Consider the following 25,614-nt stretch of genomic DNA (forward strand, 5'->3'; position numbering starts at 1 on the left):
GTCAAATAAAAAAGATGCTAGGATATTGAAATTTTTTATTTTTCAAGGCACCGGATAATATAATAAAGGATGAAAACAATTACAGTTAATGAAATCATAGAATTTAAAAGGAAGTCTGAAAGAAGTAAACAAACATTCGCATTGAAGGTGAAATTAGGTACTGATGAAAGCAAGCTGCCTATCAAGGGTTATTACTGGAGTAGCTCTACTAGTGCAATAAATAAAAGTTTTAAATCAAATAATCTTCTTCCTGTAAAAGATAAGAAAGAACAACTTCGTAGATTATATCAGACTGAAGATAATTTGCGAAAAAAGAATACCTACGAGAAAAACATAAAAGTCTTAGATACATTTGAAGATTTAGATCATGAAAAATGGCGACCAACACCAAATTTAATCTTTAAAAAGATGAGTAATAAAAATCTTTTAGTTTTGAATATTAAAGAATTAGACGTAAAAGTGGCTCCTAGTCATATTTATACGTATGATTTTGATGAAAAAGAGTATATAGGTGCTATTTGGTTTATCGCAAAAAAAACTGGATTTAAAAAGATAGAATTGGGCATGTTTGCCGATACCTTGTACAATTATTTGAATAAGTATTATTCAAGAGAATATCTCATAAATCCTCAATATTGCATAGCGGTTGACCTTGTTAATGGGGCCGATGTAAATTACCAAGAATTAAAAGATGGCGAAATTCCTCGCTCTCTCAATTCTACCTTAGCTGAATTAATGAAAATGGTTCATTAGCCATCTCTTTTATTTATAAAGAGAGCCGTGATTTAGCAAAAAAGAAATAAGATACGATGTACAAAAAGTTATTCAAGAGGTTATTTGATTTTATCCTTGCACTTGTTGGATTTATCATTATCAGTCCGCTATTTATCATTTTATGGATTGGCTGACAATATCCAACACAGGGGCAGGGGCTTTCTTTTTGCAACCGCGCTCGGAAAAAAACGGGAAGATATTCAAGGTGATCAAATTCAAAACGATGACCGACAAGCGGGACGCGCAAGGTAATTTATTGCCCGACGCGCAACGCTTGACGAAAGTAGGAAAGTTTGTCCGCTCCATGTCGCTCGATGAGATACCGCAATTGATTAACGTGATAAAAGGCGATATGGCATTGGTAGACCCCCCGCCCGCTGTTAGTTCAATATTTACCGTTATATAATGATAGACAACGTCGACATTATGGGGTACGGCCGGGTATTATAATATACCAAGAGCGTACGTTGAAACAAATTGGCGTAACAGATACATTCTTCAATGGAGTGTTTCCTATTCATGTTAGCAAGAAGTACGACGAGAGTAACCCATCAACTCGTGGATTGGGGCACCGGAATATCGCTTTTTGGGAAAATATCCGAAATAATTTGGAGTTTGTAGGCTTAAGACTGTGCCAAATGGTTCAACAACAAGGAACTCAAAGCCAATGGAATGTAGTGGCAGATGGCTTTTGGAATGAATCGATCCAGCGATTTAAATATTGTTCATCTAACTCAAAAGAGTCAAAATTGATATTTGGAAATATTTATTTTAATGCAATGATGATGAAGTATAATTTGAATATATATGAAACGAATTAGTGTGCAACATATTGGTAATATTGTTAATTCTAACGCAATTATTATTAATGGCAATGTATCTGTGGATGGCCAAGTGTATAAAGACATTCAGAATATGTTTGTCGAGATTCTTAGAAAGGACTTCGAAAGATTTTCTATAGATGCAATAAATAATACGAAGTCAGAACTTAATGAATTTCTTGGGGATTTGTTAAGAAAATTAGTAAATGAACAGCAGATGCAATTAATAGAAAAGTTCAATAATCCTGCAATACAAGTTTTTTTACATGATACTCTTATCGGTTATATTTCTAATGAGGATAATATCATGAAGGAATATATTGTTGACATATTAATAGATAGGTTAAAAGTCAATAGTAATAGTACCGAAAAAGCGATCTTGAATGAGGCTATAAAACTCATTCCGAATCTGAATCTGTTTACTTCGAGTCTAATTGTTCTGATGAATCTGCGACATCAAGTTGTTAATACTCCGTTTTCATTTATGCTTGATCTGTTTTTTAATCAACTTTCCCCGTTCATTGATAATTCTTGTAATATAAATAATCTGGATATTGAATATATAATACAAAATAATTGTACTAAAACAATTTCAGGTATTTATCTTATTGATACTTACGAAAATCATTTACTGAAGCAATATGATTTATATTTCAGGAAAAAAATCGGTCAAGAAGATTTCGATTCTTTTAGAACGATCCACCCTGAGATTATGCACAAAGTAAATGATGACGGTACCTGTATGTTTATTTTTGATAAGAAAAATTGGATGTTTTCTGATGTTAATACTACATTATTTTACAAAAGGTTAAAAGCAAGGAAACAGGAATATCTTATTCCTTTAGTGGAAGAACTAAAGAAATTTATGCCCCTATTAACAGAGAAAGAGGTTAGAGAGTATCTTTGCAGCATTAATCAAAACTGGTTGTATGCATGTGAATTCCTGAACTCTCCTGCATTAAAAACGGTGGACTTAAATATTCTAGGGGGGTATACCGCGAATAAAATAATTAGCAAATATACAAATATGACTTCACTACCCATTTCGAGTTTGTCTAATCCTATCTCATTATAAATATGATTGAATTTCTGAAAGAAAATTATGCTTGGGCTGTTCCAATAATTGTAGCACTCCTAGGAGTAATAACAGGCGTATTCAAGTTGTTTAGTAAAAGTGGAAAATCTCGTAAGCAAAAGTTTGGCGATATTAAAAATAGTAATATCATTAACATTAATGGAGATTTCAATAATAAAAGGAATATATCAAAAAAATAGTTTATATGAGGTGTCTTTAGGCTGGCAGTACAAGATTCGTATCCCCGAGGTGTATACATGGTTTGAAAATACTTTTTGACCCTATGTCGTAAATGAAGACTGTATTTAGGGCTTGCTTATTTGATGATCACTAGTGTCCCATTAAAGTTTGACTATTATTAATTGTGCTTATTCATCATTAAAAAAAGGTCTCCGATTTTCAGCATATTACAATATTCAGCTCTTTGGTGATTTGAGTTTAAACTGAAGAATCAAATTCAAATCGGTTCTTTTTAAAATCAGGCATAAGTAATACTATATCAAATATATATAATATAAAATCGATATTTTAATGGGACACCAGTGTTTGATGATATATATGAGAATTCGAGACAACTGTAAATTTCCGAGTTCAGGGTGTCTTCGAAGCGAAATTAAACGAAAATAACAGGGAAAGCGATTGAAGGAACAAAGATATTCAACTATGCGAAGAAGCAATTAAATGGAGGTAAATATGTTTATTTTAATGATAGTATATGTTGCTATAAAGTAGCAAAAAACAACTACGATGTATAAAAGATTCTTTAAAAGGTTCGTTGATTTTATTTTTTCACTTATTGGCTTTATTGTTATCAGTCCGGTATTTGTCATTTTATGGGTTTGGCTGACAATATCCAACAAAGGGGCAGGAGCTTTCTTTTTCCAACCGCGCCCGGGAAAAAACGGAAAGATATTCAAGGTGATCAAATTCAAAACAATGACTGACAAGCGGGACGCGCAAGGTAATTTATTGCCCGACGCACAACGCCTGACTAAGATTGGGAAGTTTGTCCGCTCCACCTCGCTCGATGAGATACCGCAATTAATTAACGTAATAAAAGGCGATATGGCGTTGATAGGGCCGCGTCCTTTGTTAGTTCAGTACCTGCCACTATACAATAACAGACAACGTAGACGTCATGAGGTTCGTCCGGGCATTACCGGTTGGGCGCAAGTGAACGGACGTAACGCCATATCGTGGCAGCAGAAATTCGAGTACGATGTGTGGTATGTCGATCATCTTTCTTTGAAAATCGATATTAAAATATTACTTTTGACCATTAAAAAAGTATTTGTCCGGGAAGGTATTTCACAAGATGGACAAACTACAATGGAAGAATTTAAAGGAGATATAGAATGAAACAAATTGCTATAATTGGAGCAGGAGGATTTGGACAGGAAGTCTATTGTATCTGGAGGGATGTTCTTCAATCACAAGGGGTGGATTATAAATTCATTGGCTTTTTTGATGATGACCCAACAATAAAAGAAAATATATATGCTAAAGTTATGGGTAATGTTGAAGATTTGAATAACTTAAAATATCCCACAGAAGTTGGTATAGCCGTGGGTAATGTCCTTCATATTAAAGATATTAGGAAGAGAATATCAAACGAAAAAGTTTCTTTTCCTAATATAATTCATCCTTCGGTCGTATTTTTAGACAAAACAACTACAGCATTAGGCATTGGTAATATTTTTTCTGTTGGAGTTATTATAAGTTGTAACGTGAATGTGGGTAGTTTTAATATTTTCAACACTCGCTCTACATTAGGGCATGATGACAAGGTGGGCGACTTTAATGTATTTAGCCCCAACGTGCAAATATCAGGAAATGTAACTATTGAGAATCAAAACTTTTTTGGATTCAATTCCGGGGTAATACAAGGGAAGAAAATAGGGAACTTAAATACTTTAGGTGCTGGGGCAATACTCTTGAGAACAATAAAGGATAGCGGAACATTTATTGGTGTTCCTGCTAAAAAATTTAACATGTAATTAACTAATAGAATATGGAAGTAAAAGATTTTATTGAAAATTTTGCTCTAATCTTTGATGAAACAGATCCCGCGGAACTAACGACGGATACAGTTTTTAGAGATCTTGATGAGTGGAGTTCGCTAACTGCTTTAGGACTTATTGCTGTAATAGAAGAAGAATACGAAGTAGAATTAAATAGTAAAGATCTGGAAAATTCAATTACAGTAGGAGATATATATGATATTGTAAAAACTAAAAAATAGAATGGCATTTATACATATTCCTAATGTTCATATTAAGGGGATAGCGGCATGTGCGCCTAAAAAGGTTGTAAGGAATGAAGATTTGACTACATTCTTCCGAGAAGAAGAATTAAAGAAAGTTATTAATTCTGTAGGGATTGTCGAAAGGCGAATTGTAGATAAAAATATCTGTGCATCGGATTTATGTTTTTCCGCTGCTGAAAAACTTCTGAATGAACTAAGTATAGATCGAGAAACAATTGATGTGCTGATATTTATGTCTCAAACGGGAGACTTTAGAATTCCAGCAACTGCTCCGATATTACAGCATAGATTAAAATTAAGCAAGAATACAATTTGTTTTGATATTTCATTGGCCTGTAGTGGGTATCTCTACGCCCTTACAACAGCGTTTACATATCTGAATTTGCCAAATATAAGGAATGTTTTATTGCTGGATGGAGAAACTTTTTCAAAAATAGTTAATCCGAAAGATAAAACGAATGCTTTATTATATGGGGATGCCGGTACGGCTACTTTATTGGAGAAAAATGCTAATAGTGAATTTTTCTCTATACTTAATACTGATGGAGAAGGTTGGCAAGCTGTTAACATCCATGGCGGTGGATGCCGTCATCCATATGATTCAAAGAGTCTTGAAGAAAGAGAACGTGCGGATGGCAGTATCGGGAATGATTTGGAAGTATATATGAATGGAATTGACGTCTTCAATTTTACATTAAAAGTTGTTCCAAAAGGTATTAAGGAAATCTTATCTCAAACAAATACCAATATATCAGATTATGGGAGTATCGTTTTTCATCAGGCAAACAAGTTTATGATTGATTTTTTTGTGAAAAAATTAAAATGTTCTGACATGTATATTCCTATTAGTCTCGATAAATTTGGAAATACTAGTTCCGCTACTGTTCCTCTAACAATCGTCAGCGAATTAAGAAATTGGGAGGCAAGCAATAAAAAAATTATTGCGAGTGGATTTGGAGCAGGATTGTCTTGGGGAACTGCCATTTTTGATTTAAAGGATACTCATATTTCTGAGTTAATAGAATTATAAAATGAAAACTCATCATTATGGGTTAGCTACCCAATCACTCGAAAAGAGTCTTCTTGAATTCAAAAAATTAGGCTATGAGAAGATTGGAGATGTTATTTTTGATCCTTTGCAAGGTGTAAATTTACTTTTTATAAAAAATGAGAATGACCATCTTATTGAATTTGTTCAACCTGTGAATGACAAAAATCCAGTATCTCAAATTATTAAAAAAAATGGGACTTCTTTATATCATATCTGCTATGAGATAGATAATTTTGAGGAGAAGATTCGAGAATTAAAAAAACAGAGATTTATTCAGGTAATTCAGCCTATTCCTGCAATAGCTTTTGATAATAGGAAAATTTGTTTTTTATATAATTCTTCAATTGGATTAATTGAATTATTGGAAAAATAATGAATAATTATATTTACAGAAATTATACGGTAGAGTATCTGTTCAGCACAACTACTTATTTTAGTGGTTATGGTGAATTAAGTTTGCCGCCCAAAGATTTTGATAATATTATCCTGTTTTATCAATTAGGCCCTCATAAAACACCTGAACAACAACTTAAAGAGATAGACGAAATTCGATCTAAAATCGAACTGCTTACTAATCAAATTAAAGATCGTAGAATAATAATAATAACTCTTTATCAAGAACTCAATCATGACTGGGAATTGAAAAATAGAGAACTTTCTACGGCTATCAATTATTTTAACTACAGATTTCTTAAATCTTTAGTAACTGAGAATCCTCATATTAAAGTGATCGATATTAACCAGTTTCTTCAATGTCAACTTATTGAAAAGATTGATTGGAGATTCTTTTTCACATCTCAAATGATTATTAATCCCAAGTTGGCGAAATCTTTTAAAGAGTGGTTCTATAATCAACTTAATTTCATAACTCTTAAACGCAAAAAATGTATTGTTTTAGATTGTGACAATACACTATGGGGTGGAATTTTAGGTGAAGAAGGCATCTATGGAGTTAAACTTGGGCAAGACTATCCCGGAAACGCATATAAAAGTTTTCAAGAATTGTTATTTGCATTATCCCAAAAAGGAGTGATCCTTGCTGTTTGTAGTAAAAATAATTTAGAAGATGTACAGGATTTATGGAAACATAATCCGAATAATTTGATAAACGATGCTGTTCTCTCCGCTTATCGTATTAATTGGGAAAATAAGGCCGAGAACATTAGAGCTATTGCCGAAGAATTAAATATAGGACTAGATAGTTTGGTCTTTGTTGATGATAGTCCGGTGGAACGAGGAATTGTAAGGAAGTTCTTACCCGATGTTGTTACTCCTGATTTTCCACTAAAGCCTTATGGTTTAGTTGATTTCTTTTGGAATATTTATAACGAATATTTTGCTACATTTGAATTATCTGCAGAGGACTTAAAGAAAACGGAACAATATAAAGAAATTCTCTTAAGAAAAGAAAGTCAAAAGAAATTTGAGAATCTGGATGATTACTTCGTTAGTTTAGATATGATAGTGGATATCATTCCCATTTCCGAAAGCAATATAACACGTATTGCTCAGATGACTCAAAAAACGAATCAATTTAATTTACGTACACAACGCTATACTGAGGAAGATTTAAGAAAAAAGGTTCTTTTGGGTAGTCATATCTTTTGTGCAAATGTAAAAGATAAATTTGGTGATAATGGTATTACTATTGCTGCTATTATAGATGAAAATGAACATGATTTATTTTTAGATTCTTATTTACTTAGTTGTAGAATTCTTGGAAGAGGAATTGAAAAAGTAACTATACTATCTATTATAAATGATTTAATTAATAAAACTGGGAAGAATATTCGAGCAGAGTATATTCCTACAAAAAAGAATAAAATGACTCAAGACTTTCTTGAAGAAATTGGTTTTATTTTACAGGAAGAAGATGCGGAAGGTGTGAAAAAATATATTTTTGATCAATCAAAAGAAATAGATATAAAATCATATTACACAATTAGAAGACGATAGAATTATGAAAGAACAAATTATAGAAATTATGTCGAGAGTTTTTGAATTGCCTGTCTCGGATTTTCCAGAAGATATTAAACAAAAGAATATTGATAATTGGGATTCGCTAAGGCATTTGAATTTAATAATAGAGTTGGAAGAAGCTTTCGATAAGTCATTTGAACCGGAAGAAATTGCAGAGATGACATCATTAGATAAAATAATATCTTATATCAAATAATATGGACTTCTCCAATCATAAAGTATTAATTATTGGAGCTTCTTCCGGTATCGGTAAAGCTACAGCCATTAGTCTTTCTCAAAAAGGAGCCTCTTTGGTTTTAGTATCAAGAAACGAGGAGAATTTAAAAGAAGTTGTTGCTCAATGTACGGGGCAAGGACATGACTACATTGTGATAGACGTCAAAAATGGGAAAGATCTCGAAGAAGCTATTAGCTCTAATGTAAGAAATACAGGTATTCCATTTTCAGGATTTGTTTATTCCGCTGGTCAAGAAGGAACAATTCCTTTGAAATTTATCAAAGAGGATTTTCTGGAAGATATTTTAAAAACAAATACAGTTCCTGCAGTCCTTGTTTCCAAAGTCTTAATAAAAAAAGGAAACTTTTCTAAAGAAGGAGGTTCATTCGTATTTATTAGTTCTGTTATGGGAAGGTTAGGGCAACCTGCAAAAGTCGCCTATTGCATGTCGAAAGGAGGACTGATTGCTGCTTCTAAAGCTTTAGCGCTCGAATTAGCGAGCAAAAAAATCCGAGTAAACTGTATTTCTCCTGGGATGGTATTGACGGAGATGTCTTCAAAAATTTTAGATTCTGTTGGTGATGAAAATGCAGACAAGATTAGACAGATGCATCCTCTAGGAATTGGAGAAGTGAAGGATGTTGTAAATGGTATTGAATTTTTGCTTTCTGATAATTCAAAATGGATAACGGGTATAGATTTATTAATTGATGGAGGATATAGCGCCCAATAAGTGGAAGGAGAAACGTATTTTATCTATAATAGCTATAAATCCCTGAAAAATTTCACAAGATAGAGGATGTAAAATGCCGTAGTCTGTATAATAAAAATATTTTAACTGGTCACAAGAGCATGAACGAAGGTTTTTCGGAATAAATATACCGGAATATCTATCAATACAAGGATGTATTGAGTTTATATGCTTAGGCCGGCGTTTCAGTAATGAAGATTTTCGGCGGTTAGCCGATTTAATCATAACTCCCGGCGGTGAATCGTATCACCAATTGACGCCTCATGATTTTACGAAGCAAGTAAATTCCAATGGTGCTACTTTACCCTTGGATATTGCTTTTATGGTAATTAAGGAAGTGCAAAAATCAAAGGAAGATTCACAAAGTTATCTTGAATTTATAGCAGCAAATGGGTATGGAAATTAAGAAGTAGTCAACCGTTTTACAAATGCTATTTTGTTTCAATGACTATTTTGTGTATTTTTGTCAGACACTGCTTGACATGGAATTGAAAGAAAATGAAAATAAGACTATCATATTCTATTGACCAATTAAGAGATTATTCAACCCTTTTTTTGCGAAATGAGGTATGTAAATGGTTGAATAATGACTTTAGTTCCATAAATCAAAAAGTCCAAACCTATGATCTGGTATTTGCGCATAAAGACATTAGTTATTTACAATACATTCGGCATATTTATAAGGTTTTGGCAAAAAATTATCCCAATGAATACATTTATAAGAATGAGTTACTTAATAAATGGTTGAAAAAAGAGTTTGCCAACAAAGATTCCGTCATCTTTAATGAATTCAGAATTGGAAAAGCAATCGCTGATTTGGCGATATTCAACGGGACGTCTAAAGTATTTGAAATAAAAACGATCTTAGATAAGGAATACCGTTTATCGAACCAATTGGAAGAATACAAAAGGATTTTCAATGAGATTTACTTGGTGGTACCGGAATTGCATTTGGATAAGTACATGGCTTATGATAGTAGTATTGGAGTAATTTCGTATGATTCAACGGAGGGAGTTTTCCGGTTAATACGGAAAGCGGTTAGCAATAAAAGGCCCGATTTTTCAACGGTTATGGAGATATTGCATACGCGGGAATACAAGAATATTGTAGAGACCTACTATGGTATGCTTCCTGAAATGAACGATTTTAATCAATTTCAAATATGCAAAGAGCTTATTCGTAAGATTCCGTCTGATGAAATGAATGGATTGTTCATTCATGCGATGAAAAAACGTAATATCAATAATCAGTTTTTTAATAAAATAAATAGTGAATTAAATCAAGTTTGTTTATCTTTGAATCTGAATAAAACACAAAAAGAAAATTTATTGAATATATTGAAAACCAAAATATCTATATAGTATGTATTACCCTTATTTAAGAGCTAGGCAGTTTGAACTGATTGCCCTAAGAGAATTAGTTCAAGAAGGCGTTATTCAAAATTATGTTACCCCTGTACTTGAACCTGTGAATAGAAGTACTAATAATCTGGATAGAGCTAATAAAATATTTTTTGAGAATAACTTCTCGCCCTATTTAATTATGAACTCTTCACAGGGAGACTTTCAAGGTGACGCAAATGTGTTTTTGGATTATATGAATAGTCTTGAAAATTGCAGTTTTTTGCCTGCCTTTCACTTTACCAATAACAGTGACTATATAAGGGAAAGCATTCACGAATATGATTTGAAGAATTGTATGCTGATTTGCATGGATGGATTTATCGATGATCCTTCTCTCAGGGAACTGTGTGCCGATGATAATATAGGAGTCATAATGTTGTTGGACCCGGGTAATAACCGTCGTCTTGATAGTTATTTGAAGGGGTTGGCTAAAACGTATATCCGATTAGATGATGTATTTGAAAAACAAGTGAAAAACGCGGACTATCTGCAAATCCCGGCACATAAATTAACTGAGGCGCATTTGTTTTATAATACAGATGGGTATAGCGGTTTTTCTGACTTTACAATACTCCCAAAAGAATTCACGAACGGGGGACTTACTCCACGTGCTGTTGTAATACACTTAACCTATATAAATGAAGAGGAAGAATCCGAGATATGGATAAGACATTTTACTTCTTCTACAGATAGTGATTCTATAGCCAATGTCCAACAAAAGTTTGAGGAAGCGGCCTTAAAGGCTTTGAGATTTTGCGATAGTATTCAGCTTAATAATTCTGCAATTTCGGAACTTCGAGAATATTGCGACGGGAATCATTATCCAGGATTAGGCATGGTGAAAAAAATTTCGATTAAAAATCATCTGATAATTGTAAGTGAGTATTTGAAAGAAAATGAAGAGAATCTGTAAGAACTGTTTTTCTGATAAAGAGATTATAGGATTTATTACTTCACGATCATCTCAAAAAGGAAATGTGATTTTAGCAATGACGACAATGAAGACATTATTAATATAGAAGAATTATATGATTTTTTTCAAGAGCTTATTGATAATTTTCAACTTAATAAAGAGGGACATAGCCTAATAAAAACTCTTCAAAATAATTGGGACTTTTTTAGCTCAGAAAATATTGGATCCGAAGTATTAGATACGATTATTCCTGAACTCAATACACAAATCAAAAGTGGTAATGATCTTGTCGAGTTTACAAGCGATATCTTGGAAGTCGTTAATTATTGGGATATTTTAAAAGAAACAATTAAATGGAAAAGAAGATATTTGACCAATATATCATACCTGACAGAGGATTTAGGGTGGATGGATTGTTAAGTAGCAAAACCATTCTAAATGAAAACAAGAAGTTATACAGAGCTCGTTTGCATTATAAGGAAAAAGAAGAGCCGTATGAATACCCTAAAATGTTTTGTCCACCACCAGATTTATCTGTAGGCGGCAGAGCAAATCCTGCGGGAATCCCTTTTCTGTATTTGTGTGATAATAAGGATTCGGTATTATATGAAATCCGGGCCGCTTTCCTAGACGAAGTATCTGTTGGCACATTCGTATTAAAAAACACTATTGAAGAAGATATTACTATTGCAGACTTTACCGAGGTCCCTACCCTGTTTTCTCAATCAGGTATGCAAAACGAAATCAATACAAAAATTAAGTCCAAATTACTGAAAGATAAAATAAGTAGAGATTTATCTAAGCCGATACGAAGATACGATTCTCCGTTAGATTATATTCCTACTCAATTTATCTGTGAGTTTGTGAAAATATATAGTGGAGCTCATGGGATAAAATTCAGGAGTTCCCTACATCCAACAGGTAATAACATTGTAATATTTAATCAAGACATAATGGAGTGCATAGATGTTGAAAAGGCTAAAGTCAAAAAAGTCGTTATAAACTCAGATCGTTATATATAGAATATTCTTCAATTTAGGAACTTAGTTAATGATAAACATATGTTTTTATATTCTTTCATACATATGAAATAACGACCCACTATCTGCAATATTAGAAATTTATTGACCGGATATCATTGGCAATAACCGATGGTTTATTATTCAGAAAATTACCTTTAGTAAAGTTCAGTTTTAAATGTTTGCCTAAAATATTAATTTTCTCTTCACGTCAATATATTACCGTATCCATTTTTATTTTGTATTTTTGCCTCTCGACATCAAGGAGAAAGTGAGTAAAATAATGAAGCATCTGATTATAAAAAAACTCGGGCCGATACAAGACGTGGAAATTGAGCTAAAACGGATTAATTTGCTCATTGGCGAGCAAAGTTCCGGCAAAAGCACGATCAATAAGACGGCTTGCTACTGCTCATGGGTGGAAAAAGAGATATCAATTGCACAGTCTCCCGCAGACTTTGAGAAAAAAGGTATCTTCGAGTTGCGGTTTTCGGAATTTCATAAATTAAACGGTTTCATTGTTCCGGAAACCTATATTGAATATGAAACGGATGTGATGCGCTTTTCTTTCTCTAAAAAAGAGGACGCGTTTCATTTTGAGTGGAAAGATCGATGGGCATATATCCGTTCTAAAACGATATACATTCCTGCGGAACGGAATATTGTCGCGGCTATTCCGAATTGGTTCGACGTGAATTTGGAAAAAAATAATATTCGCAGTTTTATGTCGGATTGGGAAGAAGCGCGCAACTATTATTCAAACGAACCTACGCAGATTTTAGACCTTGGCGTCAAATATGCCTTTGATAAAAATAACCGCAAGGATACGGTTATGATCAGTGAAAATAAGACTCTCGATTTTACAAACGTTTCGAGCGGCTTGCAATCGTTGGTGCCGCTTTGGTTATTGCTGAAGTATGTTACGGAAGGAATATACAAGGAGAGACAGAAAGATAGTGTGGCCAGAGAGTATCAAAATAAAAAACTTATTGATAGAATCTATTCATGGGTGCTAAAAGCAGGAGGCACGTCTTATCTATTAGCTTTAAAAGATTTTGGGATACCTCGCAAAATATATAATATCAAACATTACTTCGCCAACAAAGAACAAGCAAAAGAATTTGAGCGTATTGCCTATCACTTTATTAATCTCCACTATTCCAATATATTTCTGGAAGAACCGGAAGAGAACTTGTATCCCTTTACGCAGCGGGAACTAATATATCAAATGGTGGCGCTCTTAAATGGACCGCGGGCGCATAACCTGTTTATTACCACACATAGTCCGTATATCCTTACATCCGTCAATAATCTTTTATTCGCTTCCGCGGTAGGAAAATCAAAAAAGAAAGAGTCCCAAAAAATAATTTCTCAAAAATATTGGGTTAATTTTGAGGATGTCGGCGCTTGGTTCGTTAAGAATGGTTCCGTGACGTCAATTTTAGATCCAAAATTGAAACAGATTAAAGCGGAAAAAATCGATGAGGTCTCCCGCAAGTTAAACAGGGAATACGATAAATTATCGGATCTGGAATATGAAGTTGATTGAAAAATATACGGATAAATCGTATATCGAATTTCGTGACAGGCGCTCAAAGGTTGTTTTGGAAGATAAGAAAGGTGGGCGTGTATCTTATCAGGGTATAAATAAAGAAGAAAAAGAGTTGATCGCGTATAGAATCGATGGTGGAATCATGAAAGACGGAACGGGACTAAAATGCGATTATGGTTTGTACACCGTATCATCGGATGTCCTGCGGTTGATTGAATTAAAGGGTTCGGATCTCGGTAAGGCGATAAAACAAATTAAACACACTCTCCGTTATCTGTTGGGCGATTCCATTCTAGGGGTAAATGTTATTCATGGACGTATGGTATTGTCAAAAGCGCGTACCCCTGACTTATATTCGAGTGAAGAAAAAGAACTAATAAAAATTTTGAAACAACATAATGGGAATCTTCTTAAGGCGACTCGTGTCTTAAAAGAGGGTATCGATTAAAACAAGAATTTATATGAATAAACGTATTTGGCTTTCGCTTGCTCACATGGGTGGCCATGAGCAGGACTTTATAAAAGAAGCGTTCGACACCAACTGGGTAGTGCCATTAGGCCCGAACGTAAACGGATTTGAAAAAGATCTTCGCGAATTTTTGAACAAGGATGTTCATGTGGCGGCATTGAGCGCCGGGACAGCAGCCATCCACTTGGGATTGGTGCAACTGGGTGTTGGGCGTGACAATGAGGTGATCTGTCAAAGCTTTACTTTTGCGGCTTCGGCCAACCCGATCACTTACCAGGCTGCCAAGCCGGTATTTGTGGGGAGCGAAACAGATACTTGGAATATGTCGCCCGATTATCTTCGCCAAGCTATTGAAGACCGTATTGCCAAAACTGGCAAAAAACCGAAAGCAATTATTCCCGTGCATTTATACGGCATGCCGGCTAAGATGGATGAGATAATGGCAATTGCCCGTGAGTATGAAATTCCTGTATTGGAAGATGCGGCGGAGGCGCTGGGTTCGGAATACAAGGGCCGGAAATGCGGCACCTTCGGCGAGTTCGCCTGTTTGTCGTTCAACGGCAATAAGATGATTACCACTTCGGGTGGCGGTGCGTTGGTATGCCGCACGGAGGAGGAAGCGAAAGAAACGGTGTTTTATGCTACGCAGGCGCGCGACCAGGCTCCCCATTATCAACATTCACGCATTGGATACAATTACCGCTTGAGTAACATATCCGCCGGTATCGGCCGCGGACAAATGATGGTGTTGAACGATCATATCGCCCGCCGCAGGGAGATTCATTCCATCTATCAAAAAGAATTGGCTGGTGTGAAGGGCGTCGAGGTGCACGATAATCCGTCATCGGATTTTAATTCCAACTTTTGGCTGACGTGTATCATTGTTGATCCTGCCACTGCGGGATTCACGCGCGAAGACATTCGCCTGAAGATGGAGGAAGAGAACATCGAGACTCGTCCGTTATGGAAACCGATGCACTTGCAGCCGGTGTTTGCCGATGCTCCTTATTATGGCGACGACACGACCGGGAAGTTGTTCGACGATGGACTCTGCCTGCCTTCCGGACCTACTCTCACAAATGAGGATGTTCATCGTGTGATTGAGGTGATTAAAGGATTGGCTTCTCGAAAATAATAAAACGATAAGTCTCTATCATATAACTTCTATCTTTCATCGCTCCCTTGTTACTCAACGGTCACCTGCCGGAGAAACTCGGGAGCAATGATTTATGGAATAAAGAGCGGCCGTATTATTGAGGGCGTTTGTTTACGAAAGGCGGTAAATGAAAGGCTTTATTCTTCATGTAGACCGACAAATGAAAGTTAAAAATAAACTTATAGGTTGATATTGTGAAGATAGTTATTATCTTTACCTCAAAATTATTCGCTTGTTGGAATTCAGATTTCGATACAGACGAATTTACATTACAATTTAGAAAATGGAATGATACGGAACAGTTGCTCGACTTTTTTACGGCCAATGAAAATGATTTGAGAAATCCGATATGGAACAATATTTCAATCGAAAGGGCTATTTTTAAAACTATTTACGATGCTGCCGAGCTTCAAGAATATTTCCTAAAGACAGAGGCTAGACAATTGGATCATAAATTTAGGTTCTTAGATGATAGGCAAATCTCCTCGAAATTATTGGACAAAAGTAAATGCTACGGTATGGAGCATCCGAGTTGGCTACGGCTATATGCGATTCTTATAGAACCTCAAGTGTATGTAATAACAGGAGGCGCCATCAAATTGACGCATACGATGAGCGAAAGGATACATACTAAAATGGAATTAGTAAAGTTGGATCAAGCGAGAAACTATTTATTAAAAGAAGGTGTTATTGACAAAGAAGGAATGAATGATTTAATGGAATTTCAACTGTAATAGTATGGCTAAAGGATTAGAAAGATTAGTAGAATTATCGAAAGGACAAGTGTCTACCTGGCGCCAAGAAGCCGAATGGCGTGAAACGAATAAAGAATGGTTGAAACACTCTGCCCAAATTGCAGTGCAAGTCCTTTTTGCAATCAAAGACAAAGGGATTACGCAAAAGGAACTAGCCCTCAGAATGGGCGTATCTCCTCAATATGTGAATAAAATAGTGAAGGGAAGTGAGAATTTATCGCTCGAAACGATCTCTAAAATAGAGCAGGCGTTAAGCATCTCGCTGATTTCGATAAATACTTATTATCCTCTTCCCGAATTAAAACCGTTATTGGTGCCGATGAAGTTTTCGCAAATAAATAGTACTATTCTTAAAGATAGGGATTATATTCCATATACGGAATCTAACGACAACAAACCCAAAGCTGCATGAAACCATCCATTCGTTTTAAATTAAGAAAGATCGTTACGGAGCAATTTGCCGGCTTCGATGAAATGTTTGATACGCAATCGAATGTAGAGGTGTCTGCCGGTTTGTCTTTTGGAATCGAAGAGAATGAACGGATTATCGCCGTTGCATGTACAATCCGTTATAAATGTGACGAAAAACCAAGTCCTTTTTTAATGATTGAAGTTCGTATGTTTTTCGATATAGAAGAAGCTACATGGGTTGGTTTGCATGATGATCAAAAACAGGTGATTACAATAGATAAAGGCTTTGCTCAACATCTTGGTGTGCTAGTGATTGGAACTACAAGAGGGATCTTATTTGCCAAAACGGAGGGTTCTGATTTTAATAAATGGGTGCTCCCTTTGATCAATGTCGAGAATATAGTGAATGAAGACATCTTAATAGAAATCGATGAAACTTTGTAGGAGTGGATATCGACGTATTGCAAGAGAAGGGCGAAAGTATTCATTGTATTTATTGATATCTTCTCAGAGACCTTCCGAGTTGTCGAGCACCGTTTTATCACAATGCGGTAACTATATTATTCACCGCATACAAAATGATGTGGATATGAAATATATTTACTCTGTCTTGCCATACTATTCAGATGATTATGCAATTAAAATCAAGCAATCAGTGCTTGGAGAAGCTCTGATATTTGGTAATGGTGTTCCAATGCCATTACAAGTGAAAATTCATAAAGCAAATCCTGATCCTAATAGCGACAATTGTGATATAAGTAAAGAGTGGTTCCTCAATTATATACTCCCTATTTCAGTTAAATAAAAATAATATTATAAATAACACTTTCTGTTAGTCGAAAATAAATTATCTTTGTAATGAATTTGACATTCAGCACCAAAAAGTTTGAAAAGCTGGCAAATGATTATAGAAAGAGTCAGAAAGAGTTCGGCAACATACGGGCAAAAATTTTAAGTAAACGGCTTAATGATCTCAGGGTTGCAGAAACGTTAGAAGACGTGAGATATCTTCCGGGGCACTATCATGAACTAGTTGAAAACCGGAAAGGCCAATGGGCTTGTGATTTAGATCAGCCTTACCGATTGGTGTTTGAACCACACGAAAATCCGATTCCGGTTACTTCCGACGGCAACTATATATGGGTAGAAATAAAAGGTGTGGAAATAATTGAAATAATAGATTATCACAACGAGTAAATCATAATGTTATGGCAATAAAAGAGAACCGGTATATTCCACAGGTGGTTTTTCATCCGGGCGAAACGCTTGCTGAAAAACTCGCTGAGATGAAAATGGGACCTAAAGAATTTGCAGTGCGTGCAGGAAAGCCTGAAAAGACAATCATTGCGGTGATGAAAGGTGAAAGTTCGATTACTCCTGATATGGCTGTCCAATTTGAAAGCGTTACCAAGATCCCTGCACATTTTTGGATGAACAAACAGCGAACCTTTGATGAACATCTTGCGCGTGAGCGTCAACGTTCGATAATTACCGAATCAATAGATTGGGCGAGGAATTTTCCGTTGGCTGAAATGATAAAAAAAGGATGGCTAAAGCCTTCCGAGAGCATAAGCGAAAAAACAGAGCATTTATTATCCTTCTTCGGCATGAGTAATCCCGATGGATGGCGTAAGTTCTATTTTGATAGAACATTGAAACTTTCTTTCAGAATTTCTCTGGCTCACACCAAGGAACCGTATGCAATTTCCGCATGGTTACGTCAAGGGGAACTGCAAGCTCAAGAACTAACGCTCGACAAACCTTATTCGGAGAAAAAGTTCAAAGAAACACTTCCCCTCATTAAATCGTTAATGGCGAAGCATCCGAAAGATTTTCAAAAAGATCTTCAAGTGTTATGTCTCGAGGCGGGAGTGAAAGTGGTATATACCCCTTGTTTACCCAAAGCTCCTATCAATGGGGCTACGCGTTGGCTCGATGACACGCCGTTTATTCAATTAACCGGAAGATATAAACGCAATGATATCTTTTGGTTTACTTTCTTTCATGAAGCGGGACATATTCTCTTACACGGTAAGAAAGATGTGTTTCTGGAAAATATAGAATACCCGGATAAAACGGATGCGAAGGAGCAACAAGCAGATGACTTTGCTGTTAACTGGACTCTATCGAAAGAGGAAGAGAAAGAAATTCTCTCGAAAGGTTCTATTACATCGGAAGAGGTGCGGACGTATGCTGAAAAATTTAACACGCATCCCGCGATTATTATCGGTAGATTGCAACACAATGGATATATACCCTATTCCGCAGGAAAGGAATTTATTGAAAAGGTGGAGTTGGAATAAAGCATATTTCCGAAAAATCATATAGGTTTGTAGCGAATACAGAACCTCGATAGAATCGAAAAATTGTATGAAGATTGATTGATAATTTAAGGAACTCGAAATAAAATGAATACAATTGTAATTATTTTTGCTGCGATTATAGGCATCGCGTTATTAGCTTTTATTCTACTACAGGTCTTTTTTGCACTTACTAAAAAGTGGAAAGACAAAGATGTGATATAATGACGAGAGTCAACTTTGTATTGACTATCCTTAGGAAAAAGTATGAATAACCATTTTTATTGTGTCATCATGGCCGGCGGCATTGGTAGCCGCTTTTGGCCGTTAAGCAGGGAAAGCAAGCCCAAACAGTTTGTGGACATTTTGGGCATCGGAAAAACGTTTATTCAATTGACGTATGAGCGTTTTTCCTCGTTTATCTCCCCGGAGAACTTTATGGTAGTAACCGGAAAAGCGTATAAAGAGCAAGTGCTGGAACAACTCCCGGCATTGAAAGAAGAACAGGTTTGGCTGGAACCGGAGAGACGGAATACGGCGCCTTGTCTGGCGTACGCGGCATACAAACTCCGGCAAAAGGATCCCGATGCGGTAATGGTGGTAACGCCGGCCGATCACCTTATCATCGATACGGCTACATTCTCGCGTGTGATGCAGCAAAGCTTGGCGTATGCGGCCGGGCAGGATCGCTTAGTCACGATAGGAATTACGCCGACCTTTCCCTCCACGGGATACGGATATATAGAGGTGGGGGATAAGCATGCTGCTTTCAGCCGGGTATTGTCGTTTAAAGAAAAACCGGATTATGACCGGGCGAAATCCTTTTTGGAACACGGCGGGTATGTATGGAACTCGGGCATGTTTGTATGGTCGGTGAACACCATCATTAGTGAAATGACCGCTTGGTTGCCTAATATCGCCGATGCATTCGCGGAATTGGCCGGTAATTATTGGATGCCCGGCGAGCAATCGGCGGTGGATAAAGTATATGCGGCGAGCCGTAGCATCTCGATCGACTTCGGGGTGATGGAGAAATCGCATAAAGTGGATGTCACTTGCGCCGACTTCGGATGGAGCGACTTGGGTACCTGGACGTCGTTATACGAACAAAGCGGAAAGGATGAAGCGGAGAATGTATTGTCTGGCGAACAAATCATCGCCAACGACACCCGCAATTGTTTTGTAAAAGAACTGAATCCTGATAAATTGGTGGTCGCAGACGGTTTGGAAGACCTCTTAATCGTGGATACGAAAGATGTATTACTCATCTGTCCGAGAACGGATGAAGGCCGGGTGAAACAGATTATAGAAGGGGCGGTATCCTTGAAAAAGGGATTTAAATAATTCTTTTACGTTATAAAACATCTTTCGAAGAACCTTAAAAAACTTACACTTTTTTTGTACTTTTGTGATAGAATAGAATCAATTATCACAAATGAAATACGACAAAGTCCGAAAAACTCCGAGTCAGTTGCTGTCCTTGACAGGTTTTACACCCCAAGAATTTGAAGCGTTCGTACCCACCTTTGAGTATCACTGGAATGAGTACTATAGCCGTTTTACCCTAAAGGGTAAGCCCCGACAGAGGATATCGTACAACCGCAGAAGCAGTCAACTACCCCTTATCAGGGACAAACTGCTGTTCATACTTTCCTACTTGAAGAACAACCCTTTGCAGGAGTACCACGGGGCAACCTACGGGATGACCCAGCCGCAATGCAATGAATGGGTACACCGTTTGTCCGACATGCTTCTCAAGTCTCTCAAGACCCTTGAGGAGTTACCCGACAGGAACCATTTGCGAGTCAAATACCTTACCAGGCAGTGCTCGGACATATTGCTCGACGGCACGGAAAGACCGGTTGAACGTCCCCGGGATCCGGACAGGCAGAAATCACGCTACAGCGGAAAAAAAACTCATAGTGTGAAGAACGACCTGCTCTGTACACCTGATAAACGTATCCTGTGGCTATCAAAGACTTGTGAGGGACATGTCCACGACAAGAAAATAATGGACGCCCAGCCATTGACTTTGCCGACAGGAATTACCTTGTGGCAGGATACAGGGTTCTTGGGGCATCCCCCTGAAAACGTGAACGTGAAGATGCCGGCAAAGAAACCCAAAGGCAAGGAATTGACGGATGTCCAGAAAGAGGGAAACAGGAAAATATCGAGTTTCCGCATTCTTGTGGAACATGCCATCGGTGGTGTAAAGAAATGTCGTATTGTCAAAGATCGATTCAGGTGTCGCAAGTTTGGTTTTGACGATTTAGTCATGCTCATTGCTTGCGGACTCCACAACTTTAGAGTGACAATGTCACTCTGTTTGAAACATATATAATTTTAATGAATATAATGTCTAATAAATAAAGGAAGTTAAAGCGATCATTCGGCGATTAGTGGTAGTTTAGCTTCTTAAATTCAAATCATTATTTTAAGGAGGGAGAGAAGTTTATATTCTGGAGATCATGACGCTGTTACGCAAGTCAAAGGATCATATGCTGAGACAATGAAGGGGCTATATAATTTTGCCTGTAAATTTATTTCTGATTGGAAAGTGAAGTATTTGGAGTGTTGTGAAAACTGTTCAAAAAAGATGAATGTTGTGGTTTATTTTCAACAGCCAAAAAGCAAGGCGAAGAATATACGACCGTAATAGAAAAAACCGGTTATCGAGTTTTTTTAGAATTAAAAGATCAGAGAATTGTGTTAAATAAATGAGGCTTTACAACGAAAACGATCTGTTAATTGAAAGCATTATGCCCAAAACGCGAAAGACGAAGCGGAGAATGTATTATCGGGCGAACAAATCATCGCCAACGGCACCCGTAATTGCTTTGTGAGAACTCAACCCCGGTAAGTTAGTGGTCGCAGACGGTTTGGAAGACCTCTTAATCGTGGATACGGAAGATGTATTGCTCATCTGCCCGAGAACCGGTGAAGGGCGGGTGAAACAGATCATAGAGGGAGCGGTATCACGGAAAAAGGGATATGCGTAATCTTAGTATAACTTTATTTACGTATCTTTGCGGGAGACATTTACAAACAGGCGACATGACGGAGGATAAACATCAATCGGAAATTGAAAATAATTCCGTACCGGAAGAAGACCGGCTTCTGGAAAATGAATCGGGATTAAACATGAACGATGAAAGCGATTCACTGAGCATCTATCCCAACGCCGAAGTGCGTGTTGAAAAGGTTCAATACAGTGTTTTGCACTTAAAACGTTTATACGAAGATCGTAAGGAATTGATCCTTAACCCGAGCTTCCAGAGAAAAGACGTATGGAAGGGAAAACAGGGTTCCGAATTGATCGAGTCGATATTAATGGGTATACCTATTCCCATCATGTATTTTTTCGAAACGCCGGACGGGCGGAAACAAGTGGTGGACGGGCGACAGAGAATCACAACTATTCTCGACTTCCTGAATGATAAATTTCGATTAAAGGATTTGAAAATCCTTCGTGAACTGAATGGCTCGAATTTTTCTAACCTCGATACTAAATTACAGGGCATTTTTGAAGATTACCAACTCTACGTATATGTCATTCAACCTCCTACGCCGGAACGGGTGAAGTACGATATTTTCGATCGCGTGAACAGGGGTGGAACCCACCTCAATAATCAGGAAATGCGAAATGCCTTGTACGGAGGGAAAGCGACCGAATTGCTGAAAGAATTAAGCGAATCGGAGGCTTTTCTAAAGGCTACCGAAAAAGGAGTCGAACCTTCCAGAATGAAGGATCAATATATTATTTTGCGGGCATTGGCTTTTCTCCTCTGGTTGAACGGCGACTTGAAAGGTATAAAAGGTATGGAGCCAATCGAATACAAAAGCGATATCGATGATTTTCTGGCGAAAGTGATGATCGCGTTGAATGCTCATTTGGATGAGGAGGCGATACAAACGGTCCGGAATAAGTTCTTATCTGCAATGGAAAGGATTCATAGAATCTTGGGAAGGGAGGCTTTTCGCTTCGAACCGAAAGAAAGCGGAACGCGCAGGCCGATAAATATGCTTTTATTCGAAACGTTGACTTATGTGTTTACTTTTGAAGAGGTGGAAAAGAAAAAAATCCGGCCTTTGATTAAGGAATGGAAAAGAGATATCGACAAAACGGGTGGCGCGTTTAGGGAAAGTGTCGATGCAACCTCCAGTGTCGTCGCTAGATTTAAAGATGCTGAAGCCTTACTGGATAGAATAAAAAAGCTTGAATGATGATCGATAAGATAGAAATAAAAAATTATAAGTGTATAGCGAATGAAGTGATAACAGGCTATCCGCTTACGGTGATTACCGGATTGAACTCAACCGGGAAATCAAGCGTATTGCAAGCGGTTTTGCTGTTGAACAAAACCATGACGAAGAACGGGGCTATTTATTTATCGAAATTGCCGTCGGCTTTCACGACTATTCGAAACAGATACGAAAATGCAAAAGAGATCAGTATTTGCCTGACAATGGATACAAAGGAAACCGTTTGGCATATGTCGGACACAGGAGAAATCTCTACTGATGGGCAAAAGATGGATTTGGAAATCGAAAAAAACCTATTTTACTTATCTGCCAATCGAACAGGTACGGAGGCAATCTCTTCGGTATCATCCCAGGCGAAGGCGGGCATTCAGGGTGAGTTCTTGTTGGGTACGTTTGAAAAGGAAAAGTCGACTCCGGTCATCCCCGCTTTGATAAAAGAATCTGCCTCATCGACTTTGGCCGTTCAACTCAATTACTGGCTTAGTTATATATTGGGAATAAAATTGGAGTTGAGTACCGAGCTTCGTACGGAATTGGATGTACAAACCAGCTATAAAAGTGACGGCATTGCAAGCTTGGATCCTTCGCAACTGGGGGCCGGTGTAGGTTATTTGACGAAAATCCTTATTCTTTGCCTGCGCGCCCGTGAAAATTATGTGTTGATGATTGAAAATCCTGAAATTCATTTGCATCCTGCGGCGCAAGCGCGTTTAGGCGAGTTCTTTGCTTTTATTGCCCGTGCAGGGATTCAATTATTTATAGAAACCCATTGCGACCATTTAATCAATAAAATTCGTTATGAGGTATACAAAAAACGGTTAGAGGCATCGGCGGTAGGCTTTTTCTACAAAGAGAGCATTCGTTCTCCTTTTCTGAAAATATCCATCCTCCCAAATGGTAAGTTCGATAAAGATTTTCCCGCCGGATTTTTTGATGCCACATTAGGGGAATTGATAGAAATAGAGTGACATGATACCATACGGCTTAGTTTTAAGCGACGATCTTCAAAAAGCATATCTTGATTTTAAGAATAAAGGTGATTTCGATCAGGATAGGGTTGCACGGATTTTTCACTACTATAAAGGAACTTTTTTGACTAATACCGCCCAGTTGAAGCGGATTGGCGCGAAGGTGTCTCCTGCAATGGAAAGGCAATTGCAGGGTGCGGGATACACCACCCAATCGTTGGAGGATTTAGCCGGAAAGACTGTATATAAAATCATTCTTTCAAGCGATAAGGATGTGTTCCCTTATGTGAACATTTATGACGATACGATAGAGAACAACCTTTCGGGATGTTTCGCGAGAGGAGATAACAGGGAGAAGGCTATTGAACATATACGGGCTTTATGTAAAAACGCGAAGATGGTTTGCTTATACGATAAATACATTGTGAGGAAGGGAACTGAAAACGGCAATCAGGAAAATCTGAAAATGATCGCGTCGCTCTTTCCCAAAAAGGCGCTCTGTATTGTTTATCAAGAGGGGCACTTAGAGCTGGACGATGAGAATTTTCTTAAAAGCGCTTGTGACAAATGGACGTTTGAGAGAAAAACAACGATTCGCGAACATCATGATCGTTATTTGATTATAGATGATAAAATTGAAATCATACTCACAAGCGGTTTTTCCTCTTTGCGCGATGTGACAAAGGAATTTACTTATATTATTCGTCCTGTTTATCACAATCGTTTCGAATCCCTGTAATCCGTCACAGGATGTCCTTTGCCCAAGAACGAGTGAGAGCCGAGCATCCCGGATTGGTAGGCTGAGCCATCTGGAAAAATCTACAGGAAAAAGGCTATACCAGTCTGATAGGCCGTTCACATAGCGATATTTGTAAATCGAAATGTTTTAGGGTTATATCTATAAAAAGTCTTGTAAAAACAATATCTTTGAGGGCATAACCCGAAAAAATGGTTGTAAGAGAGTCCTACATAGAGCAATTAAAACCCTTTATCGACAAACCGTTGATAAAGATATTGACCGGCATCCGAAGAAGTGGAAAATCAACCGTCTTAATGATGTTGAGGGATGTATCAGTGTCGAGAGGAGTAAAGCCGGGACAAATCCTATCAATCAATTTCGAGAGTTTCGCCTATTCGCATTTGACTTCTGCGGAAGAGCTTTATCGATACATTGCTTCGTTCGTTCGCCCCGGTAACAGATTACCTTTTATTGAATGAGATAGAGGAAGTGACGCAATATTCGTGATATAGAGTTATTGGAGCGGGTAATAAAATATGCTTTTGATAATATCGGAAAATATTATTTTTCCGGAACTTAAAAGAAGCGGCTATCAGGTATTTGTCGGTAAACTAGATACGAAAGAGAGTTTTCCCCTTTATTGTCTGTTGAAGACCACTATCCGAAATACGAGGTAACGATGGACGATTTTTGGAGAGATGATATAGAAGGAGTTAAACATATTCATATC

Annotated in this window: 30 protein-coding genes and 1 pseudogene; all 31 read left to right on the plus strand. The window is 37.1% G+C overall.

What is annotated here, in order from left to right:
* Positions 1-69: 69 nt before the first annotated feature.
* Positions 70-753: a hypothetical protein gene (locus tag ABNK31_RS01875; protein ID WP_418894059.1), complete on the plus strand. Its 684-nt coding sequence runs from the start codon at positions 70-72 to the stop codon at positions 751-753.
* A 56-nt stretch (positions 754-809) separates the two neighbouring features.
* A pseudogene (locus ABNK31_RS01880) lies at positions 810-1,220 on the plus strand (sugar transferase); the annotation flags it as partial.
* 361 nt (positions 1,221-1,581) lie between these two features.
* Positions 1,582-2,670 carry an LPO_1073/Vpar_1526 family protein gene (locus ABNK31_RS01885; RefSeq protein WP_418894060.1) on the plus strand — a complete coding sequence of 363 codons (1,089 nt, stop codon included), beginning with the start codon at positions 1,582-1,584 and terminating at the stop codon, positions 2,668-2,670.
* A 2-nt stretch (positions 2,671-2,672) separates the two neighbouring features.
* Positions 2,673-2,870, plus strand: coding sequence for a hypothetical protein (locus ABNK31_RS01890; RefSeq protein ID WP_418894061.1), 198 nt, complete (start codon positions 2,673-2,675; stop codon positions 2,868-2,870).
* Between the two features lie 547 nt (positions 2,871-3,417).
* A complete protein-coding gene (locus tag ABNK31_RS01895; protein ID WP_418894062.1) occupies positions 3,418-4,029 on the plus strand; it encodes a sugar transferase in 612 nt (203 codons plus the stop codon).
* On the plus strand, positions 4,026-4,667 hold the full coding sequence (locus tag ABNK31_RS01900; RefSeq protein WP_418894063.1) for a serine acetyltransferase: 642 nt from the start codon (positions 4,026-4,028) through the stop codon (positions 4,665-4,667). The genes ABNK31_RS01895 and ABNK31_RS01900 overlap by 4 nt, the downstream gene beginning before the upstream one ends.
* 14 nt (positions 4,668-4,681) lie before the next feature.
* Positions 4,682-4,912 carry an acyl carrier protein gene (locus ABNK31_RS01905; RefSeq protein WP_418894064.1) on the plus strand — a complete coding sequence of 77 codons (231 nt, stop codon included), beginning with the start codon at positions 4,682-4,684 and terminating at the stop codon, positions 4,910-4,912.
* 1 nt (position 4,913) lies between these two features.
* Positions 4,914-5,966, plus strand: a complete 1,053-nt coding sequence (locus ABNK31_RS01910; RefSeq protein WP_418894065.1) for a 3-oxoacyl-ACP synthase III family protein — start codon at positions 4,914-4,916, stop codon at positions 5,964-5,966.
* Position 5,967: 1 nt separating this feature from the next.
* The gene (locus tag ABNK31_RS01915; RefSeq protein ID WP_418894066.1) at positions 5,968-6,360 is read left to right on the plus strand and encodes a VOC family protein; all 393 of its coding nucleotides are present in this window, start codon (positions 5,968-5,970) and stop codon (positions 6,358-6,360) included.
* Complete coding sequence (locus tag ABNK31_RS01920) at positions 6,360-7,943, plus strand: HAD-IIIC family phosphatase (RefSeq protein WP_418894067.1); 1,584 nt, start codon at positions 6,360-6,362, stop codon at positions 7,941-7,943. Before ABNK31_RS01915 ends, ABNK31_RS01920 begins: the two co-directional genes overlap by 1 nt.
* 4 nt (positions 7,944-7,947) lie before the next feature.
* Entirely contained in the window at positions 7,948-8,163 is a 216-nt protein-coding gene (locus tag ABNK31_RS01925) for an acyl carrier protein (protein ID WP_418894068.1), read from the plus strand.
* A 1-nt stretch (position 8,164) separates the two neighbouring features.
* Positions 8,165-8,917 carry an SDR family NAD(P)-dependent oxidoreductase gene (locus tag ABNK31_RS01930; RefSeq protein WP_418894069.1) on the plus strand — a complete coding sequence of 251 codons (753 nt, stop codon included), beginning with the start codon at positions 8,165-8,167 and terminating at the stop codon, positions 8,915-8,917.
* 516 nt (positions 8,918-9,433) lie between these two features.
* A complete protein-coding gene (locus tag ABNK31_RS01935; RefSeq protein ID WP_418894070.1) occupies positions 9,434-10,297 on the plus strand; it encodes a sce7726 family protein in 864 nt (287 codons plus the stop codon).
* 1 nt (position 10,298) lies between these two features.
* Positions 10,299-11,252 carry a sce7725 family protein gene (locus ABNK31_RS01940; protein WP_418894071.1) on the plus strand — a complete coding sequence of 318 codons (954 nt, stop codon included), beginning with the start codon at positions 10,299-10,301 and terminating at the stop codon, positions 11,250-11,252.
* Positions 11,253-11,605: 353 nt separating this feature from the next.
* Complete coding sequence (locus tag ABNK31_RS01945) at positions 11,606-12,274, plus strand: RES family NAD+ phosphorylase (protein ID WP_418894072.1); 669 nt, start codon at positions 11,606-11,608, stop codon at positions 12,272-12,274.
* 280 nt (positions 12,275-12,554) lie between these two features.
* Positions 12,555-13,820 (plus strand): AAA family ATPase, encoded by a 1,266-nt coding sequence (locus tag ABNK31_RS01950; RefSeq protein WP_418894073.1) that lies wholly within the window; start codon positions 12,555-12,557, stop codon positions 13,818-13,820.
* Positions 13,807-14,271, plus strand: a complete 465-nt coding sequence (locus tag ABNK31_RS01955; RefSeq protein WP_418894074.1) for a hypothetical protein — start codon at positions 13,807-13,809, stop codon at positions 14,269-14,271. The genes ABNK31_RS01950 and ABNK31_RS01955 overlap by 14 nt, the downstream gene beginning before the upstream one ends.
* Positions 14,272-14,284: 13 nt before the next feature.
* Positions 14,285-15,427: a DegT/DnrJ/EryC1/StrS family aminotransferase gene (locus ABNK31_RS01960; RefSeq protein ID WP_418894075.1), complete on the plus strand. Its 1,143-nt coding sequence runs from the start codon at positions 14,285-14,287 to the stop codon at positions 15,425-15,427.
* A gap of 215 nt (positions 15,428-15,642) precedes the next feature.
* On the plus strand, positions 15,643-16,182 hold the full coding sequence (locus ABNK31_RS01965) for a hypothetical protein (RefSeq protein WP_418894076.1): 540 nt from the start codon (positions 15,643-15,645) through the stop codon (positions 16,180-16,182).
* Positions 16,183-16,186: 4 nt separating this feature from the next.
* Complete coding sequence (locus ABNK31_RS01970; protein ID WP_418894077.1) at positions 16,187-16,615, plus strand: helix-turn-helix transcriptional regulator; 429 nt, start codon at positions 16,187-16,189, stop codon at positions 16,613-16,615.
* Positions 16,612-17,058: a hypothetical protein gene (locus ABNK31_RS01975; RefSeq protein WP_418894078.1), complete on the plus strand. Its 447-nt coding sequence runs from the start codon at positions 16,612-16,614 to the stop codon at positions 17,056-17,058. The genes ABNK31_RS01970 and ABNK31_RS01975 overlap by 4 nt, the downstream gene beginning before the upstream one ends.
* Before the next feature lie 145 nt (positions 17,059-17,203).
* A complete protein-coding gene (locus ABNK31_RS01980; RefSeq protein ID WP_418894079.1) occupies positions 17,204-17,419 on the plus strand; it encodes a hypothetical protein in 216 nt (71 codons plus the stop codon).
* A 53-nt stretch (positions 17,420-17,472) separates the two neighbouring features.
* Positions 17,473-17,811 carry a type II toxin-antitoxin system RelE/ParE family toxin gene (locus tag ABNK31_RS01985; RefSeq protein WP_418894080.1) on the plus strand — a complete coding sequence of 113 codons (339 nt, stop codon included), beginning with the start codon at positions 17,473-17,475 and terminating at the stop codon, positions 17,809-17,811.
* 11 nt (positions 17,812-17,822) lie between these two features.
* Positions 17,823-18,917 carry an ImmA/IrrE family metallo-endopeptidase gene (locus ABNK31_RS01990; protein ID WP_418894081.1) on the plus strand — a complete coding sequence of 365 codons (1,095 nt, stop codon included), beginning with the start codon at positions 17,823-17,825 and terminating at the stop codon, positions 18,915-18,917.
* A 264-nt stretch (positions 18,918-19,181) separates the two neighbouring features.
* Positions 19,182-20,258, plus strand: a complete 1,077-nt coding sequence (locus tag ABNK31_RS01995) for a mannose-1-phosphate guanylyltransferase (protein ID WP_418894082.1) — start codon at positions 19,182-19,184, stop codon at positions 20,256-20,258.
* 127 nt (positions 20,259-20,385) lie between these two features.
* Positions 20,386-21,255: a transposase family protein gene (locus tag ABNK31_RS02000; protein WP_418894083.1), complete on the plus strand. Its 870-nt coding sequence runs from the start codon at positions 20,386-20,388 to the stop codon at positions 21,253-21,255.
* Positions 21,256-21,778: 523 nt separating this feature from the next.
* Positions 21,779-21,913: a hypothetical protein gene (locus ABNK31_RS02005; RefSeq protein ID WP_418894084.1), complete on the plus strand. Its 135-nt coding sequence runs from the start codon at positions 21,779-21,781 to the stop codon at positions 21,911-21,913.
* A 55-nt stretch (positions 21,914-21,968) separates the two neighbouring features.
* Complete coding sequence (locus ABNK31_RS02010) at positions 21,969-23,138, plus strand: DUF262 domain-containing protein (protein WP_418894085.1); 1,170 nt, start codon at positions 21,969-21,971, stop codon at positions 23,136-23,138.
* Positions 23,135-24,145, plus strand: coding sequence for an AAA family ATPase (locus ABNK31_RS02015; protein ID WP_418894086.1), 1,011 nt, complete (start codon positions 23,135-23,137; stop codon positions 24,143-24,145). The genes ABNK31_RS02010 and ABNK31_RS02015 overlap by 4 nt, the downstream gene beginning before the upstream one ends.
* 1 nt (position 24,146) lies before the next feature.
* Positions 24,147-24,884, plus strand: a complete 738-nt coding sequence (locus tag ABNK31_RS02020) for a hypothetical protein (protein WP_418894087.1) — start codon at positions 24,147-24,149, stop codon at positions 24,882-24,884.
* Between the two features lie 209 nt (positions 24,885-25,093).
* Complete coding sequence (locus ABNK31_RS02025; RefSeq protein WP_418894088.1) at positions 25,094-25,363, plus strand: AAA family ATPase; 270 nt, start codon at positions 25,094-25,096, stop codon at positions 25,361-25,363.
* Positions 25,364-25,614: the final 251 nt, after the last annotated feature.

The sequence above is a fragment of the Limibacterium fermenti genome, assembly GCF_041902845.1.
Lineage (GTDB): Bacteria > Bacteroidota > Bacteroidia > Bacteroidales > Dysgonomonadaceae > Limibacterium > Limibacterium fermenti.